General features: G+C 46.3%; 16 protein-coding genes and 1 other annotated feature (1 of these 17 only partly in view). Of the genes, 8 read left to right on the top strand and 8 right to left on the bottom strand.

From position 1 onward, the window contains the following. Positions 1-58: a binding site (T-box leader), on the top strand; it begins 141 nt to the left of the window's first position. 43 nt (positions 59-101) lie between these two features. From leuS to ACG3M1_RS12160, 3 genes are all read left to right on the top strand, one after another. Further along, on the top strand, positions 102-2,501 hold the full coding sequence (gene leuS, locus ACG3M1_RS12150) for a leucine--tRNA ligase (protein ID WP_008817262.1): 2,400 nt from the start codon (positions 102-104) through the stop codon (positions 2,499-2,501). Positions 2,502-2,822: 321 nt separating this feature from the next. Continuing rightward, positions 2,823-3,689, top strand: coding sequence for a YitT family protein (locus ACG3M1_RS12155; protein WP_008817261.1), 867 nt, complete (start codon positions 2,823-2,825; stop codon positions 3,687-3,689). Positions 3,690-3,842: 153 nt separating this feature from the next. Continuing rightward, on the top strand, positions 3,843-5,084 hold the full coding sequence (locus ACG3M1_RS12160) for an acyltransferase family protein (RefSeq protein WP_008817260.1): 1,242 nt from the start codon (positions 3,843-3,845) through the stop codon (positions 5,082-5,084). On the opposite strand, the gene ACG3M1_RS12165 is transcribed toward ACG3M1_RS12160, so the two are convergent. Continuing rightward, positions 5,063-5,239, bottom strand: coding sequence for a hypothetical protein (locus ACG3M1_RS12165; protein WP_021420793.1), 177 nt, complete (start codon positions 5,237-5,239; stop codon positions 5,063-5,065). The genes ACG3M1_RS12160 and ACG3M1_RS12165 overlap by 22 nt on opposite strands. A gap of 51 nt (positions 5,240-5,290) precedes the next feature. Here ACG3M1_RS12165 and ACG3M1_RS12170 point away from each other — a divergent pair, with 51 nt between their 5' ends. The 3 genes from ACG3M1_RS12170 (at position 5,291) to aspS (ending at position 9,478) form a co-directional block, all read left to right on the top strand. Continuing rightward, entirely contained in the window at positions 5,291-6,028 is a 738-nt protein-coding gene (locus ACG3M1_RS12170) for a YebC/PmpR family DNA-binding transcriptional regulator (protein ID WP_008817259.1), read from the top strand. 354 nt (positions 6,029-6,382) lie between these two features. After that, the gene (gene hisS / locus ACG3M1_RS12175) at positions 6,383-7,720 is read left to right on the top strand and encodes a histidine--tRNA ligase (protein WP_008817258.1); all 1,338 of its coding nucleotides are present in this window, start codon (positions 6,383-6,385) and stop codon (positions 7,718-7,720) included. 12 nt (positions 7,721-7,732) lie between these two features. Then, on the top strand, positions 7,733-9,478 hold the full coding sequence (gene aspS, locus ACG3M1_RS12180) for an aspartate--tRNA ligase (RefSeq protein ID WP_008817257.1): 1,746 nt from the start codon (positions 7,733-7,735) through the stop codon (positions 9,476-9,478). Positions 9,479-9,881: 403 nt separating this feature from the next. Here aspS and ACG3M1_RS12185 read toward each other — a convergent pair whose 3' ends face one another. The 6 genes from ACG3M1_RS12185 to ACG3M1_RS12210 form a co-directional block, all read right to left on the bottom strand. Next, positions 9,882-10,310 (bottom strand): DUF3021 family protein, encoded by a 429-nt coding sequence (locus ACG3M1_RS12185; RefSeq protein ID WP_008817256.1) that lies wholly within the window; start codon positions 10,308-10,310, stop codon positions 9,882-9,884. Positions 10,311-10,321: 11 nt separating this feature from the next. Continuing rightward, a complete protein-coding gene (locus tag ACG3M1_RS12190) occupies positions 10,322-10,762 on the bottom strand; it encodes a LytTR family DNA-binding domain-containing protein (RefSeq protein ID WP_008817255.1) in 441 nt (146 codons plus the stop codon). Positions 10,763-10,773: 11 nt separating this feature from the next. Continuing rightward, positions 10,774-11,676 carry an ABC transporter permease gene (locus ACG3M1_RS12195; protein WP_008817254.1) on the bottom strand — a complete coding sequence of 301 codons (903 nt, stop codon included), beginning with the start codon at positions 11,674-11,676 and terminating at the stop codon, positions 10,774-10,776. Further along, positions 11,673-12,596 carry an ABC transporter ATP-binding protein gene (locus ACG3M1_RS12200; RefSeq protein ID WP_008817253.1) on the bottom strand — a complete coding sequence of 308 codons (924 nt, stop codon included), beginning with the start codon at positions 12,594-12,596 and terminating at the stop codon, positions 11,673-11,675. The genes ACG3M1_RS12195 and ACG3M1_RS12200 overlap by 4 nt, the downstream gene beginning before the upstream one ends. Positions 12,597-12,915: 319 nt before the next feature. After that, positions 12,916-13,848 carry an RNA ligase family protein gene (locus ACG3M1_RS12205; RefSeq protein WP_008817252.1) on the bottom strand — a complete coding sequence of 311 codons (933 nt, stop codon included), beginning with the start codon at positions 13,846-13,848 and terminating at the stop codon, positions 12,916-12,918. Beyond that, positions 13,848-14,642 (bottom strand): Ku protein, encoded by a 795-nt coding sequence (locus ACG3M1_RS12210; RefSeq protein WP_008817251.1) that lies wholly within the window; start codon positions 14,640-14,642, stop codon positions 13,848-13,850. The genes ACG3M1_RS12205 and ACG3M1_RS12210 overlap by 1 nt, the downstream gene beginning before the upstream one ends. A gap of 716 nt (positions 14,643-15,358) precedes the next feature. Between ACG3M1_RS12210 and ACG3M1_RS12215 the strand changes: the two genes are divergently transcribed. Further along, the gene (locus ACG3M1_RS12215) at positions 15,359-15,937 is read left to right on the top strand and encodes an HD domain-containing protein (RefSeq protein ID WP_008817250.1); all 579 of its coding nucleotides are present in this window, start codon (positions 15,359-15,361) and stop codon (positions 15,935-15,937) included. Between the two features lie 207 nt (positions 15,938-16,144). On the opposite strand, the gene ACG3M1_RS12220 is transcribed toward ACG3M1_RS12215, so the two are convergent. Further along, complete coding sequence (locus ACG3M1_RS12220; protein WP_008817248.1) at positions 16,145-17,098, bottom strand: tRNA 2-thiocytidine(32) synthetase TtcA; 954 nt, start codon at positions 17,096-17,098, stop codon at positions 16,145-16,147. 110 nt (positions 17,099-17,208) lie between these two features. On the opposite strand from ACG3M1_RS12220, the gene truB reads away from it, so the two are divergent. Next, positions 17,209-18,039 (top strand): tRNA pseudouridine(55) synthase TruB, encoded by an 831-nt coding sequence (gene truB, locus ACG3M1_RS12225; protein ID WP_021420791.1) that lies wholly within the window; start codon positions 17,209-17,211, stop codon positions 18,037-18,039. The last annotated feature ends 5 nt before the right edge of the window (positions 18,040-18,044 follow it).

An 18,044-nucleotide genomic window follows, 5' to 3' on the forward strand; every position in this document is an offset into this window, starting at 1 on the left:
GAAGGGCACTTGTACAAGTGAACTAAGGTGGTACCGCGTTAATTATGACGTCCTTAGAGATAAGGGCGTTTTTTATTTGATATGTAAAGGAGAATGCAGTTATGAATTACAACCATCAGGAAGTAGAAAAAAAGTGGCAGAGCTACTGGCTGAACAACAAAACCTTTGCCTGCGATGCATGGGATTTTGATAAGCCGAAGTGCTATGTTCTGGATATGTTCCCATATCCGAGCGGAAACGGACTTCATGTCGGACATCCGGAGGGCTATACCGCAACGGATATCGTATGCCGTATGAAGCGTATGCAGGGGCACAATGTCCTGCATCCAATGGGCTGGGATGCCTTTGGATTACCGGCAGAGCAGTTTGCCATCACAACAGGAAATCATCCTGCAGAGTTCACAAAGATGAATATCGATCATTTCCGTGAACAGATTCGTGCGCTGGGCTTTTCCTATGACTGGGATCGTGAAATTTCCACGACGGATCCAAGCTACTACAAGTGGACACAGTGGATTTTTCTGAAGCTGTATGACAAGGGACTTGCCTATGTGGATGAAATTCCTGTCAACTGGTGTCCGGAGCTGGGAACCGTGCTTGCCAATGAAGAGGTCATCGACGGCAAGAGTGAGCGTGGAGGCTTCCCGGTTATCCGCAAGCCGATGCGCCAGTGGGTATTGAAAATCACAGAATATGCAGAACGTCTGCTGGAGGATCTTGAGCTGTGCGACTGGCCGACCTCCACCAAGGAAATGCAGATCAACTGGATTGGAAAATCCAAGGGTGCCAATGTCGTGTTCAAAATCAAGGATACAAAGAAGGAATTCACCGTGTTTACAACACGCTGCGATACCCTGTTTGGGGCAACGTACTGCGTTATGGCACCGGAGCATCCGTATGTGGATGAAATTACGACGAAGGAACAAAAGGAAGCAATTGATGCATATAAAACAGCATGTGCTACGAAATCCGACCTGGAGCGTACCGAACTGAACAAGGAAAAAACCGGTGTCTTCACCGGTGCCTATGCGATCAATCCGGTAAATGGAAAAGAAGTGCCAATCTGGATTTCCGATTATGTGCTGGCAAGCTATGGAACCGGAGCCATCATGGCGGTTCCTGCACATGATACGCGTGACTGGGAATTTGCCAAGAAGTTTGGCATTGATATCATTCCGGTTTTAGAGGGCGGCGATGTGACACAGGAGGCTTATACCGAAGATGGTGTGCATATCAATTCCGGATTCCTTGACGGTATGGGAAAACAGGAGGCAATTGATACGATGATTGCCTGGCTGGAAGAGCATGCATGCGGCTGTGCCAAGACGACCTATAAGCTGCGTGACTGGCTGTTCTCCAGACAGCGTTACTGGGGAGAGCCAATCCCGATCATACATATGGAGGATGGTACAACCCGTACGGTGGATATCGATGAACTGCCGCTGGAGCTGCCGGAAACAAAAAACTTTAAGCCGAGTGGTTCCGGAGAATCCCCGCTTGCACATTGTGAAGACTGGCTGAATGTGGAAATCGACGGAGTGAAGGGAAAGCGCGAAACGAATACGATGCCGCAGTGGGCTGGCTCCTGCTGGTATTATCTGCGCTACATCGATCCGAAAAACGATGATGCGATTGCGGCAGAGGAGCTGCTGAAGCACTGGCTGCCGGTTGATCTGTATGTCGGTGGTGCCGAGCATGCGGTTCTGCATCTGCTGTACGCACGCTTCTGGCACAAGGTGCTGTATGACTGTGGTGTGGTGCCGACAAAGGAACCGTTCCAGAGATTGTTCCATCAGGGAATGATTCTGGGAGAGAATAATGAAAAAATGTCAAAATCCAGAGGCAATGTTGTAAATCCGGACGATATCGTGGAAAGCCATGGTGCCGATGCACTGCGTGTCTATGAAATGTTCATGGGACCGCTGGAGGCAGCTCTGCCTTGGAGTACCACAGGTCTGGATGGGGCAAGAAGATGGCTGGATCGTGTTTGGAGATTGTACACGGACTATGATAAATTCACAGAAGCCAATGATGGAAAGCTGGATAAGGTATACCATGCGACCGTTAAGAAGGTAACCAATGATGTGGAGACTCTGAATCTGAACACCGCAATTTCACAGATGATGATTTTCATCAATGAATGCTATAAGGCAGAAAGCATTTATGTGGAATACGCAAAGGGCTTTGCCAAGATGTTCGCCTGCTTTGCACCGCATATGGGGGAGGAAATCTGGAGTACGGTGTTTGGCGGATGCGGAACGATTACCTATGAGCCATGGCCGACCTATGATGAAGCCAAGCTGGTTGAGGATGTCATTGAGGTCATCGTACAGGTAAACGGCAAGCTGCGTGGAAAATTCACGACGGAAGCCGGCAGTGATGAGGAAGCCATGAAGAAACAGGCATTGGAAATCAGCGCAGTTGCGGCACAGATTGAAGGAAAGACGATACGTAAAATCATTGTCGTCAAGGGCAAGGTTGTAAATATCGTTGCGAATTAAAAAAAGCAATACTGCTGTATTCATTGAATATAGAGCAGATATAAGCGGACTCCATAGAGGAACTCCGCTTTTTTGCGTTCCTTTTTGTTATCGGTTGGAGCAAGTCAATTGATATTTCAAAAATGAATACATGATACCGCATACTGCTTGTAAGGTTTGCAGTCGGTGTATGTACACGCAAGTATAAGCGGACAAGAAGCAGTATACAGCGGATGTGTATTCCTTTGGCTTCAAGAGCATTGAAAAAAACGTAAAGAAAGTAAATAGAAACACGTCATTCTGGAATACTAAGGAAGTATATGCAGAGAAGGAGGGAGTATGATGAGAATACAGAATAAAGAGCTGTCAGGAGCGATTGTTACGCTGGGATGTGTTCTTTTATCGGCACTGCTGCAGACCTATGTTATACAATCCATGATGCAGCCGATGGGGCTGTTGTCAGGAGGCTTTACGGGACTGGCAATTCTGCTGGATCGTATTGCCGGTGTCGCCGGCTTTCCATTTTCCGTTTCTGCAGGAATTCTCATGCTGAATATACCGCTGGCACTGCTTTGCTATCGGGGATTAAGTAAACGCTTTACCCTCTATTCCAGTATCCAGTTTGTCTCCTCCAGTATCTTCCTGCAGCTGTTTCATTTTCAACCGATCTTTCATGATCTTTTGCTGCAGGTGCTGTTCGGTGGCTTTTTGTACGGCTTCAGCGCTGTCATCGCACTGCGGGGGAATGCATCAACCGGTGGTACGGATTTTATTGCATTGTATGTTTCCAACCGTCTGGGGAAATCCATATGGAGCTATGTGTTTATTGGAAATACAATCCTGCTTTGTATATCCGGTCTTCTGTTTGGCTGGCTGTATGCAGGCTACTCCATCATTTTTCAATATATCACAACCAGAACGATTGAAATGTTCTATCACCGTTATGAACGTGTGACCCTTGAAATCATGACCAGAAACAAAGACGAAGTACGGGATGCCTATATCCGCAGGTATGAGCACGGCATGACCATCATACCGGCTTATGGCGGCTACAGTCATAATCGAATCTATCTGCTGCGAACAGTCGTATCCGCTTATGAGGTGTATGACATCATACAGCTCGTCAGAAAAACAGACCCGGATGTTCTGGTCAATGTGATAAAAACAGAACAGTTCTATGGCTCATTTTACCAGCAACCGCTGGAGTAACCATTTGCAGGAGGTTGGAAAAATGATTGCCTTGGACAATAAAAAATTACAGAGCCTGCTATTGACATGCTTATCATTCTTGTGTATTATTGTATTAGATACTTAATACAATAAGCAGATATATTTGATGAAGGAACGTGTGGAGGGCAGTATATGACCTGGAAGAAAAGAAATATCATTATCATAACCATGAATTTTCTTGCTCTGCTGCTGTATATGACAACGATGCTGCAAAGGGAAAATCCGTTTGGACATACACTGACGGTAATCCTGCTTGCCGCTTCCGGCTCCTTACTTGTGATCCGTATGGAAACACACATGGCGTTTCATGCACAAACAAAACAGCTGCAATACCAAAATCTTGATTTGTTTCGTTTTCTTTCCTCAATCATCATCATTGTGCTTCATGCACGTCCCTTCTTCACAGTATCCTATGAAATTGATATGGCAATCAATAATATCATCGGCAGAATCTGTGTGCCGTTCTTCTTTTTCATCAGTGGTTATTTCGCCGCAAAGCAGGAACAGAAAAAGCCGGATTACATCCGTTCCTATATCCGTTCCATGATTCCGGTATATCTGCTGTGGAGTGCAGTGTATCTGCCATGGTCACTATCCCTGGCTGCTCCTTATATCCAGCAGGTATCGGGCCTGCTTTGTACAATTGGGTTACCTACTGCCATACAGAATCTGCTTCTGCTTTTATTGGTTCCTCTGGCAGTGATCGTCGCCCTGTTGTATTCCGGGGTGTATTATCATCTCTGGTATTTCCCGGCACTTCTGCTTTCCATGCTTGTTCTGCGCTGGTGGAAGAGGAAGTATTCCCTAAGGGGACTGCTTACGGTTTCCTTTGTTCTTCTGCTGTTTGGCGCCACAGAGACCTATTACGGCTTTTGCGGTCAGTTTTTCCAATCCCTGCTTCACTATTATTATGCGGTTTTTTTCACAACCCGTAATTTCTTGTTCTTCGCCTTGTTTTATGTCACCTTGGGCTATTGGATGGGAAAGCAGGAGCAGCCCGCTTCTTCTCTGTGCTTTTTAAAGCTGCTTCTCAGTATTGCCGCCTTAGTCGGGGAAGGCATGCTTCTGCAGACAACACAGCGTCTGGACAGCAATATTCTGCTTGCCTGTGTGCCGCTGGTTTATTATTTGTTCTCCTGTCTGCTGTATACGAATATCCATGTGCCTCAGCTTTCAGAAATTCCGTTTCGAGCGATATCCAAATACTATTATCTCGTTCATCCTCTGATGATACTGTTTGTCCATGCATGGTTTCCACAGGTGGATTCCTTCTGGATGGCTGTCGCAAAGGTAGTGTGTGTCCTGTGCTGTACGCATATCTGTACGCTTTTGCTTATACATATGAAAAAGCGCTATCCCGCAGTTCCATTGTGATAGTCAGCGGATACCGTAAGCAGGCAGGCAGCAGTACCCGTGCAGTTATGTCTTCCGGCTTTGAGGAACACGTTGCTGTTATAACCAGTATCCATGGTGTTTTCTCTTGGATACAGCACCAGGGAAATTGCATCTTTTTGATATTTTATTGTCACAATATATAAATTCTGCTATAATGGTAAAGGAAATTTGGAAGGTGATTAAAAATGGGTAGACATTTTGAAGTGCGTGCCGCTTCTATGGCAAAAACCGCTGCGGTAAAAGCAAAACTATATTCCCGTTATGGAAAAGAAATACTGATGGCTGCGAAGTCCGGTGTACCTGATCCTGACATGAATGCTTCTTTGAAGAAAGTAATCGAGCGTGCCAAGGCGAATCAGGTTCCTGCGGATGTTATCAAGCGTGCGATTGAAAAAGCCAAGGGTGGAACGAATGAAAACTATTCTGCGGCTACATATGAAGGCTTTGGTGCCGGTGGTCAGGCTACGATCATCATTGACTGTCTGACGGATAATGCGAACCGTACCATTGCAGATCTGCGTGGATGCTTTAATAAGTCACATGCGAAAATCGGTGTCAGCGGCTGTGTTTCCTTTAATTATGAACATGTTGGACTGATTTCCATTAAGTATGATGATGAAGAGGCGATGATGGACGCGCTGATCATGGCTGAGGTTGATCTGAAGGATATCGAAGTCGAGGAAGGTCAGATGACCATTACCGTAGAGCCGACAGAGCTGAACAAGGCAAAGGATGCCATTGAGGAGCTGATTCCTGAAGTTTCCTTTGATATTCTGGAAGACACCATGCTTCCTAACGAATATGTGGAGCTTGAGGGTGAGGATCTGATGCTGTTCCAGCGTTTGGTAACTCTGTTGAATGAGGTGGATGATGTTCAGCAGGTATATCATAATGTACGCAATCTTAACGATTCAGTAGAATAAGAGAAAAGGACGGTGCATGGCATTGTCCTTTTTAAAATAAAGGATTGACAAAAAAAGAGGAAATGAGTACACTATAAGTACATCCGATGAAAAAGAGAGGCTTTGTGAAATGTAGTGCAGAGAGAGGAACAGCTGGTGAGAGTTCCTTCTATAAGTAGCACAGCCGGACACTTTGGAGGAATTATCAGGAAATGGATAATCGTAAACAGCCTGCGTTAAAGGTAAAGCTGCACTCCGTGTGAGTGAAATAAGGTGGTACCGCGTTCCCGACGTCCTTTGTTGGTGGCGCGTTTTTATTTTAAGCTGTCTGTTTTCGGGCAGAATGATAAGGTAATGTATAGAGGAGGTAATGAAATGAGCTATCAGGTACCAAGAGGAACACAGGATATTTTGCCAAATGAAATAAGTAAATGGCACCGTTTGGAAGAGCTGATTCGTCAGTTTACATATGTTTACAACTATCAGGAAATCCGGACACCGATTTTTGAACATACCAATGTCTTTAAAAGAGGAAATGATTCCAGTGATATGGTCAATAAGGAAATGTATACCTTCCAGCTGGAAAACAGCTCCACTTCACTGACGCTGCGTCCGGAGGGGACGGCAGGTGTTGCCAGAGCATTTGTTGAACATAAAATGTATGGATATGCCGATCTGCCGATGAAGATGTACTATGTGGGACCGCAATGTCGCCATGAACGCCCGCAAAAGGGCAGAATGCGTATCTTCAATCAGTTTGGTGTTGAGGTCATCGGTGCCAAAAGTCCGTTGCTGGATGTGGAAACGATTGCACTTGGATGGTCGTTTATCTCGGCGCTTGGCTTGAAGGATATGAAGGTGCTGATCAATACGCTTGGGGATGATGCATCCCGTGCCGCCTACCGTGAGGCTTTGAAGGAGCATTTTAAAAACGATATTGACCATATGTGTACAGACTGCAAGCGTCGCTATGAGCAGAATCCGCTGCGTATTCTGGATTGTAAGATTGATCATGATCTGGATATCATGAAGCAGGTTCCCAAGATGGCGGATTATCTGAATGAGGAAAGCAAGGCATATTTTGAACAGGTTCTGGAAGGGCTGGATGCTTTGGGTATTCCTTATGAGGTGGATGATAAGCTGGTGCGTGGTCTGGATTACTATACGCATACCGTATTTGAAGTCGTTTCTGTAAATAAGGAAATGGGGGCACAGTCAACGGTATTTGCCGGTGGACGCTATGACGGACTTGTTGAATATTTCGGCGGACCTGAAGGAATGAGCGGAATCGGCTGGGCAATGGGTCTGGAGCGTCTGTTGATTGCTTTAGAGGCGGAAGGAATTTCCCTGGTGGATGAGGACAGTCTGGATGTGTATGTATTGTGTCTGTCACCGAAGGCATCCACGACCGTTTTACAGGTTGTGACACAGCTTCGTGCCGCAGGATACCGCACGGATACGGATTATCTGAATCGATCCATGAAGGCACAGTTTAAGACAGTCGACCGCATGCATGCCAAGGTTGCCATTATGATCGGAGAGCAGGATCTGGAAAGCGGCAGCGCTGCTGTAAAGAATATTGAAACAAAGGAAAAGACGGAGGTGGCATTTGATTCCATCGTTGAGGCAATCGACGCCATGTTCGGTGAAGCAGAGGAAGAACATACCTGTACGTGCGGGGAGGAACACTGTACCTGCCAAAAGGAACAATAGGGAGGCAAGCATATGAATAGAACACATACGAATGGAGAATTGCGCTTGTGTGATGCAGGGAAAGAGGTTACCCTGATCGGATGGGTCGCAAAGAGAAGAAATTTCGGTTCTCTGGTATTTATCGATTTACGCGATCGTACCGGAATTACACAGCTGGTGTTTGATGAACAGCTGTCGGAACAAATCCGTGATGTGCGTAATGAATACATTCTGGAAGCAACCGGCTGTGTCATGGAGCGTAAGGATAAGAACCCAAAGCTGCCGACCGGTGAGATTGAAATTCAGGTTCGTGCCGTTACGATTATCAACCGTGCGGAAACCACCCCAATCATTGTTGCGGATGAAACTGATGCCCTGGAGGATACCCGTCTGAAGTATCGGTATCTGGATTTAAGAAGACCTGTGATGCAGCAGAAGCTGATGCTGCGCCATCGCATCACACACAGCATGCGGGAATATCTGGACAGCAAGGAATTTATCGAAATCGAAACACCGATGCTGGGAAGAAGTACACCGGAGGGTGCGCGCGATTATCTGGTGCCAAGTCGTGTACATCCGGGAAGCTTCTATGCCCTGCCGCAGTCACCGCAGCTTTATAAGCAGCTATTGATGGTATCCGGCTTTGAACGCTATTACCAGTTTGCCCGCTGCTTCCGTGACGAGGATCTGCGAGCGGATCGTCAGACGGATTTTACACAGGTCGATCTGGAAACCAGCTTTTTAAGTGATGTGGAAATTCAGACAATGATGGAGGAGATGCTGCAAAAGCTGATGAAGGATGTCAAGGGAATGGACATCAGCATACCATTTCCACGCCTGACCTGGACGGAAGCCATGAATCGTTATGGAAGTGACAAGCCGGATAACCGCTTTGGCATGGAGCTGCAGGAAATAACAGAGCTTTTTGAGAACTGCGGATTCAAGGTGTTTGCAGATTGCATTGCAGACAAGGGCAGCATCAAGGCTGTTGTCGTTCCTGGAAAAGCCGGCATGACCAGAAAAGAAATCGATAAGATTACCGAGCTGGCGAAGAAAAACGGAGCCAAGGGTCTGGTAACGCTGAAATACAAGGATGAAGAATTGAGCGGACCAATTGTGAAGTTCTTAGCAGAGGAAGAAATACAGGCGCTCGTTATGCGTTTAAGCCTGAAGAATGAAGACCTTGTTCTGATTGTTTCCGACGCATGGAGAACGACCTGCGAGGTGCTGGGGGTATTGCGTAATCATTTCGGTGCAGAGCTTGGCTTAAAGAAATCGGATGAATTTTCATATTTGTGGGTAACGGACTTCCCGATGTTTGAGTACAGTGAGGAAGACGGTCGCTGGTATGCAATGCACCATCCGTTCACACGCCCAAGAGATGAGGATATGCAGTATATCGACAGTGATCCGGGCAAGGTGCATGCCATTGCGTATGATGTTGTTTTAAACGGATATGAGCTTGGCGGCGGCTCCCTGCGTATTTACGACGGTGCCATGCAGGACAAGATGTTTGAGGTACTGGGCTTTACCGAGGAGAAAATACAGGAAAACTTCGGCTGGTTTGTGGATGCCTTGAAATACGGAACACCGCCGCATGGAGGTCTTGCGTTTGGACTGGATCGCATTGCCATGATCCTTTCCGAGAGTGAATCCATCCGTGATGTCATCGCTTTCCCGAAAAATGCGAATGCGAAATGTCCGATGAGTGATGCGCCGACACCGGTGGATGCGGCTCAGCTGGAGGAACTGCATATCGCGCTTACAGAAGAAGAATAGATGAAACATTGATCGATTGCGAAAAACAGTCACACAGCAAATGATGCTTTGTTATGCGGATGAAGACAGTACATCATCGTATGCACATCGATGTATGTGGAACGTAGTGCAGGACCATAGAAAACGAAAGAAAGAGATTTCATGTTATTGTTTGAAGGATACAATAGCATACGAAATCTCTTTTTCCTTTCATATATTCCTTACAAGCCTGTAGGCGAAAGCGATATGAACGTGATATACGGTTGGAACGATACAAAGGTGTATCACGATGGCAAAATAGGGGAAGTAAAGTAAATGCCTTTTTACATACGTAGCAAAGAAAGAGCAGCCATGTCAGAAAAAAGCGGCACAAAGAAGCGCAATCCTCTCAAATTACGGGATTCCTTTCCTTTTGCCGCTTTTGCTATGAGGTTCTCTTTTTATAATACTTCTGCAGGCGTTCATTCATAAGCGTCGTATCCCGTTTGGATCGAAGCTGCAGTGTCGTGTATACAATCAGAAAGATACAGGCAATCATTAGCAGCATGCTGAGAACCATCTGTATACTGTCAAGGTGGAACCATCCAAAATACAGTCCGCTCAATAGCACAACGGCATCGATATACAGATAATGCAGGAAAACGATGCCATAGTACAGCCGCCTGCTTTTGCATTCTTTGCGAAACAGCAGATTGCCCAATGTGCATAGCAGGCTGCAGATGATAATCTGCCACAGGATGGCACTGCTCAGCTCGGAGTTCTTCCAGAAGATACTGATAAAAACGGCGGCACCGATAACGGTACACGTAGTAATCGCAGAAAATGTAAACATCAGTTCTTTTAAAATACGCATAAGCTACCTCCCTATATGTTCAGCAGCACTTTCAGTGCGGCTACATATTGTCTTGATATCATGATGTTCTCATCGTTGAGCAGGGTTGCCTCCAGCCGGCTGCCAAGTACTGGGGAAAGAAAGCGGATTTTGCTCAGATTTACAATAATCGATTTTGAGCAGCGGAAGAAATCAAGTCCGGCATAGCTGTCTTCGATTTCATACAGCTTCTGCCGTATTTCATACACCTCTTTTTCCGTATAGAGAAAGGTCTTGTTATCAACGGATTCAAAATAGTAAACATCATCCGGACGGATTCTGGCAATGGTTCCGTTTTGTGTACAGGTGATCAGCTCATCACCGGCTTTCAGCTGCTGAAGGAGCTTCAGGATGGATTCGTTCAAAGAAGCACAGCGGACGATAATGGTGTCTTCATCCTCTCTGGATGCTTTTTCTTCGATGATGATTTTCAAGCGGTGACCTCCTATCTGTTGAATGCCGTATGTCTGTTCATTACATATACGGTTATACCTAAGGCTATTATACCACAAAGCAGCAGAGCGAAAATCTGAATGTGGATGGAAAGTGTCTGATTGTTAAGGGAGATGGTGATTCCCATTGCTTCCCGATAGGTATCTGAAAGGGAAGCAGGCAGTGTATGAAATAGATCCTGCAGGGCAGATGCTGTGAAAATATCACGCATCATTGCTGTTTCATGCAGAAAGGGAAGACTTTTCAAGATGCCCTGTACAGCGCCTGGCAGCATGCCGACGGGAAGATAGATGCCTCCCAGAAAACCAATGAGCGTACCTGCCAGCGTGGAAAAGGCACCCCAGGCATGGTCACTGTTTACCCATTGGGCAAGGAGTGCAACCAGAGCACTGGATACAAACGTGCATAGCAGCAGCAGACCGCAGGCCTGCAGGAACTGGGAAAGATTGAGAAAGTCATTGCCGGAAAAGCTCACATAACAAAAGGACAGCGCCATGAGCAGCATGCACATGAGAAAGCCCATGACCATGGCGGAGAGCAGATAGGACAGCATCAGAATCGAGCGGGGAACACAGGAGCAGTAAAAGCTTTCCATTTTTTTCTGTTCCTTATCCTGAATGAAGATGCCAATCATAGTGATAGGGACGGTAAAGGCATTGACAACAAGGATACCTGCTATCGTCCACATGGTAATCAGATGCATAGCATCCCCTTCCTGTATGCTGCCATGCGCTTGCTGAACCAGCTGCATGAGTTCATCTTTATTCATATCACCCAGAAATACAAGCATCAGCAGCAGGACAATCAAAACAGAAAGCATGGAAAAGAATACGGCGGAGCGATCACGGACATAGAGCAGGATGTGTCGCCTGGTTAGTGTAGATAAGGCTGTCATAGGGCTACCTCCTCTTCCGGTGTTTTACCGGTGATATGAAGGAACACATCATCCATCGTACCCTGCAGTACCTCAAACCCTTCGATATAGGGCTGTACCGCAGGCAGGATCTGCAATGCGTCCATCGTCGTGTTCAGCTCTATCTGATACCGCTGGTCATTCTGCTCATAGGAAACCTGCAGATGCTGCAGCAGCTTTGCCAGATGTTCCTGCTTTGCTGCGGTAAGGATGAGTTTGTCTTTTGCGTGGCGATCCTTTAATTCGTAGGGTGTTCCATACTCCAATAGCTCCCCATGATCGATCACGGCGATATGGGCTGCCTTTGCAGCCTCCTCCATATAATGCGTTGTGAGAAAAACAGTCATCTTGCGTTTTTTCTGTAGCTGTTCAATGCAATTCCATACTGACTGCCTCGTTGCCGGATCAAGTCCGGTTGTTGGTTCATCCAGAAATAAAATCCTGGGCTCATGCATCAGTGCTGCGGCAATCTCACAGCGCCGCTTCAGTCCTCCGGAAAGATGAGCGTAACGCTTTGCCGCAATTTCCTGTAGCCCCAGCAGCTCACACACCTCTTTTTCACGATGCTGCAAGGCGCTGCGGCTGTTTTCATATAAGGAACCGTGTATCAGCAAATTCTCCCGGACGCTCAGCTTATCATCCAGACGATTCTGCTGCGGTACGACACCAATACACTTGCGGATTTCCTGATTGTCCTTGCCAAGTCGATGATTGCATATCTGTACGGTACCGTCATTGGGTGGAAACAGGGTGGTCAGCATGTGAATCGTAGTCGATTTTCCGGCGCCGTTGATTCCCAGAAAGCCAAACAATTCACCCTCCCTTACGTGAAAGCTGATATCCTTCACTGCAGTAAAATTCCCGTATTTTTTATTCAAATGGGATACTTCGATCATGTTCATAACCATACCTCCTCGCAGTACCACCTTACAATGAAACCGTTATGACATGCAATACGGATAACGGTAAGTGGCACAGCGGCATGGGTAAGTGGGAAAAATACGGGGATGAGATACAGAAGTGAAGCTGTGGAATAAAATAAATCCTAGTGTACAGGATACATGAACAGCCTTACCTTCGAATAACGGTGACAGCGAATCTTTGTGCATGAATGTTCGCGAATCAACGAAAAGCATAAAGCAAAAAGACAATCTATAGGGATGAAGAAACATCCGTATATCGATTGCCTTTTTCAATTTGAAAGACATCATCTGTATGCAGCTACTGCTTACTTCGACAGTCCGTAATCGCTTTATCTTCACGAAAGCCCTTGAATACCGGCTGCCGCAAGCCGCCCTGTTCTGTATACTGCATGAATTTTACCGTTCCTACCAGTGGCGGATCAATCCATACGGCATCTTCATTTCCCTCAGGGATCGTTGTCAGAAAGCTGGTGTCGGTTTTCTCACTGTGCTCCATCAGATAGGGAAGAGATGCCCCCATGGTCACATGTCCTTTGTATACCACCTGATGGTGCTGGTCATACTGTGCCAGAATAAGAGATACAATGCCTTTCTCCTTGACAATATAGCCACAGACGATAAAATCATCATCCATAAGATTCTTGCATTTGATCCAGTCCTTCGTGCGCTTTCCACACACATAGCGGCTGTCTTTGCGTTTGGCGACGATTCCCTCAAGACCCCGCTGCTTTGTCAGCTCAAACAGCGCAATACCGTTGGTTTCGATATAGCGGGAGATTGAAAGCCGATCATTTTCCCGAACTGTCTTTTCCAGCAGCTGTTTGCGTTTCATGAGCGGCTGATCAATGACGAATGCATCCTTATGATAGAGGATGTCAAAGGCAGTGAAGCTGGCAGGGAACTGGCGGGAATGCAAACGGATTTTAAAGGGGTCCGAGGTTAAAGTCCGCTTCTGTACCTGAAAGAAATCGGGCTCTCCATCATGAAAAATATACAGCTCACCATCCAGTATGCAGCGTGTTTTTACCTGCTTATGCAGCTGTGTCAGCTCAGGAAACTTTGCATTCAGCTTCAGATTGCGTTTGTTTCTCAACTCGGTGTTGTCTTTGTCAAGATACAATAGACAGCGTACACCGTCCAGCTTCCATTCATAGATGTAATCCTCATCATCGAAGGCCGGCTGCTCCAGCCCGATGAGCATCGGGGAAGCATCTCTGGCAGCAAAGTCCATCAGTGCTTCACGCTCCTGCGTCTTCCCTTGGGCTTCATTTCAGAAAGGGATTGCTGCAGGGCCTCCATCAAATCGACTGGAGTTGCAGTGTCCTGCTTGCGGTCACTGGCATGCACGATATGCTGACCACTGATTTTCTCTTCAATTGCCGAGCGCAGTCGTTCCTGAAACTCATCATGGTAATCACTGGGATCAAAGGGCTTGGTCATCGACTGAATCAGCTGCTTTGCCATATCACTTTCCGCTTTCACCAGCTTGGGATGTGCGAAAGCCTTTGGATTTTCGGCAATCTCTTCCTCATAAAACAGCGTTTTCACTAAAATGCCGACCTCACCGGGACACAGTGCCAGCAGTGTTTCCTTTGTGCCAATGACCGTTTTTGCTATCGCGACCACAGACAGCTTCGCCATGGCATCACGCAACAGCTCATATGCTTTTTCCGCATGCTTTTCCGGTACGGCATAGTAATTTTTCTCATAATAGATATCATCGATTTCCGCAAGCTTTGTGAACTGAAGAATCGTAATTGTGCGATCCTTTTCCGCCTTTAAGGCGTCAATCTCCTCATTGTCCATAATAACATACTTATCCTTTTCATACTGATAGCCCTTAACGATATCGGCTGCCTTCAGCTCCTTATCGCAATGTCCGCAATATTTTTTATAATGCACCCGCTCATGTGTTTTCTTACAAAGCTGGTTGAAGGAAATATCCACATCTCTGGTTGTACGATACATCTGTATGGGGATATGTACCAGGCCGAAGGAAATGGCTCCCTTATGTGCAACTGCCATTGTTATCACCTCATCATTAGGTTGTGAAATTTCAATTAAATCTATACAAGAAATGCAGGAAGCCAAATATTTGCATTATGTATGCAATTCTGGTAGAATAGCTGATTGAAAATCTTAAGATACCGCAGGACACGGGGGATAAAAGTGGAACAACAAAAAAAATAAAGTCAAGAGTATTATTTTCATTGATCCATGATATACTATAGATGTCCAGGAGGTACAAATTTTTCCTACACTTAGAGATAAGGGACTCCGGATGTTGTATTTTGGTGTGAATACCTGCACATCCTAGGTAAGACTGTAGGGATCCTAAAAAATTACACAGGGGACCCACCTGTATTTACAGGGAAAGATCTCTCCTCCTGGGCACTGAAAAGCAGATGATGAAAATCGTCTGTTTTTTTGTTTTTGCTATAAACATCAGAATGCTCGTTTTAGCGCAGGGTATCTATGATGTTTGCATGCTATGCGATTCTGGAAATTGGTTTCTTACTCCCGCATACCTCGCACTGCTGTACGATCATACATGCTTCTGTAACCTGCGCATGTTTTTACAGTCTCCATGTGAAAGTCCGTGCTATATGAAACCTGCAAGGGCAGTCTGCATATTCACGATATACCATCTGTTTTTTTACTACGCATCGTTTTCTGCGTTTTGTAATTTCCACAGCTAAGAATACCTGCTATAATATTTACAAACGTACGGAGGACAGCTTATGGAGAACAAGGAACGGTTTTTATCAATATACAGGGAGCATATTCATCGGGAGGGCAGTGAGAAGATTCTGGACTATCTGCTATCGGAGCATAGTGATTTCTTTCGCGCACCGGCAAGCACCCGTTTTCACGGTGCACATGCCCAGGGACTGCTGGAGCACAGCCTGAATGTGTATGACTGCCTGAAGGATTATCTGAGCCGTCCAAGGGTAAAGGAATGCTACCATATGGATTACAATGAGGAAACGATTGCCATTGTGGCTCTGCTGCATGATATATGCAAGATCAACTGCTATAAGGAAAGCACACGGAATCAGAAGGTGAACGGACAGTGGGTGCAGGTTCCCTTTTACGAATATGAAGACCGGCTGCCGTATGGTCATGGCGAAAAGAGCGTCTATATTATCACAGGCTTTATGCGGCTGAGCAGGGAGGAGGCCTTTGCCATCCGCTATCATATGGGGTTCAGCGGAAGTGAGGAGGTACGAAATGTCGGTGCAGCCTTTGAAATGTATCCGCTCGCATTTGCTTTGAGTACGGCGGATATGGAGGCTACATATTATCTGGAAGGAAAGTAGCAGGCGGTCATAGAAAAGGGCAGGAAGCAGACAAAGCGAAGCTGCAGCAGCTGCAAAAGGATCAAACATCATAACAGGTAAGCAGTATGCTCATTCCTGTATGTGAGAGTATGCTGTGCCAGTGGGCAAGACCTGTGAGTTATACGCCATGTGGATGTAACATGCAGGCTGTAAAACATAGAAAAAAAACGTCTCTGACGTTTTTTTCTATATATCCTTCGTAGAAGAATATGTCTGGAAAATTTCTTTGATTGCTGTTCCATCCATAATGGCTTTGCTTTCTTCCTCGCGAATTTTCAAATGACAGCGCTGCTTGGGGGTGTCGCTGTGCGAATAGACGATAAAATAGTTAGCACCGTGGCGTGTCAGCTGCAAATCGCCTTCCTCCTTCAGAAGAACAGACATGGATTTTGCTTTCTCTGCCCTGTGGTCACCCTCCCGATGCCACAGCTCCACCTGATCCTCGTTATACAGCATCCGGATGAAATTTTTCTGTGCCATTGGATAGCTCCTGTAAAATTCTTGCAGCATATCCTTCATTGCTTGCCGCTCCGTATAGCCGTCGTTGGGACAGGTGCTTTTCACGAACGGAATCTGATTTCGTTCCAGTGCCGATAAAATATCGCTTTCATAGGAATAAACCAGCGGGCGGATAAAGGTGGTGTCGGTACGCGACATATACATCTTCGGTAAAAATGTCGCCAGCTTTCCGCCGTGTATCGCATTCATCAGCAGTGTTTCCACAGCATCATCGCTGTGATGGCCGAATGCCACCTTCGTACAGTTCAGCTTCTTTGCGGCGTCGATAACCGTTGCCTTTTTAAACTTGGAACAGAGGCTGCATTTGATGTTGCCCTCCTTATCCGGATTCCGCTTCAAAATTTCATACACCTGGGAATCATACTGGTAAAAGGTGATGCCCTGCTGCCGGCAGAAAGCAACAACCTCACTGAAGTCCATGTTCGGAAAGCCGAGCTTTATATGAATGCCGACCACCTCGAAATTCCTGTCTGCAAATTTTGAATACATGTGCAGCGCAGTCAACAGCACCATGCTGTCCTTCCCGCCGCTCACCCCCACGGCAATCCGGTCACCGTCATCGATCAGATGGTAGTCCTGATCCGCTTTTCGTATATCGCCTAAGATAGTATGCAGTTCCATTTTTTCACATCCTTTAGAAACCGTTTTATTATACCATGCTTTTTTTCACTTTCACATATTCCTCTCATGATTTGTGAAAAATCTATGGTATAATTAGTGACGGTGATAAGATGGACGGTATTTTACTAATAAACAAGGAACAGAATATGACCTCGCATGATGTGGTGGCACGTCTGCGAAGGATTTTACATACAACGAAAATCGGACACAGCGGTACACTGGATCCGAATGCGACCGGCGTGCTTCTGGTTTTGATTGGCAAGGCCTGCAAGGCGCTGCCGTTTCTGGAGGATACGGACAAGGAGTATATTGCGACGCTGCAGTTGGGCATTCAGACGATCAGTGATGATATCTGGATGGAGCCGCTGAAGGAAGCGCCGATACAGCCGATTGCGGATTTCCAATCGGTTCTGGACAGCTTTCGCGGTGTACAGAAGCAGGTACCGCCGATGATATCCAGTGTCCGGGTGAACGGAAGAAAGCTTTATGAATATGCACGGGAAGGGATAGCAGTAACGCGTCCAGAGCGTGAGGTAACCATATATGATATTGAAGCGCTGGATACGCAGAAGCTGCAGTTTCGGGTCAGCTGCAGCTCCGGAACCTATGTGCGTTCCCTGTGCCATGACATCGCACAGAAAACAGGAAATCTGGGATGTATGTCTTCGCTGGTACGTACAAAGGTAGGGCGGTTTTCCCTTGATGAATGCGTTACTCTGCAGGATGTTCAGGAAGGCTGTTTTCAGCTGCATACGCTGCAGGAGGTGCTTTCCCATTATGAACCGGTGGAATATGAACGGCCTGCGGATATTTATAATGGAAAGAAAATCACACTAAGGTGCGAGGCGGATGATGTTGCCATTACCCACAACGGGAACATTGTTGCTATATATCAGCGTGAGGATGCGGCAGTATTTCGCTGTGTCCGCGGCTTATGGTAGGTGAG

The sequence above is a fragment of the Clostridium sp. 10cd* genome (assembly GCF_044336395.1).
Taxonomy (GTDB): domain Bacteria; phylum Bacillota_I; class Bacilli_A; order Erysipelotrichales; family Erysipelotrichaceae; genus Clostridium_AQ; species Clostridium_AQ innocuum.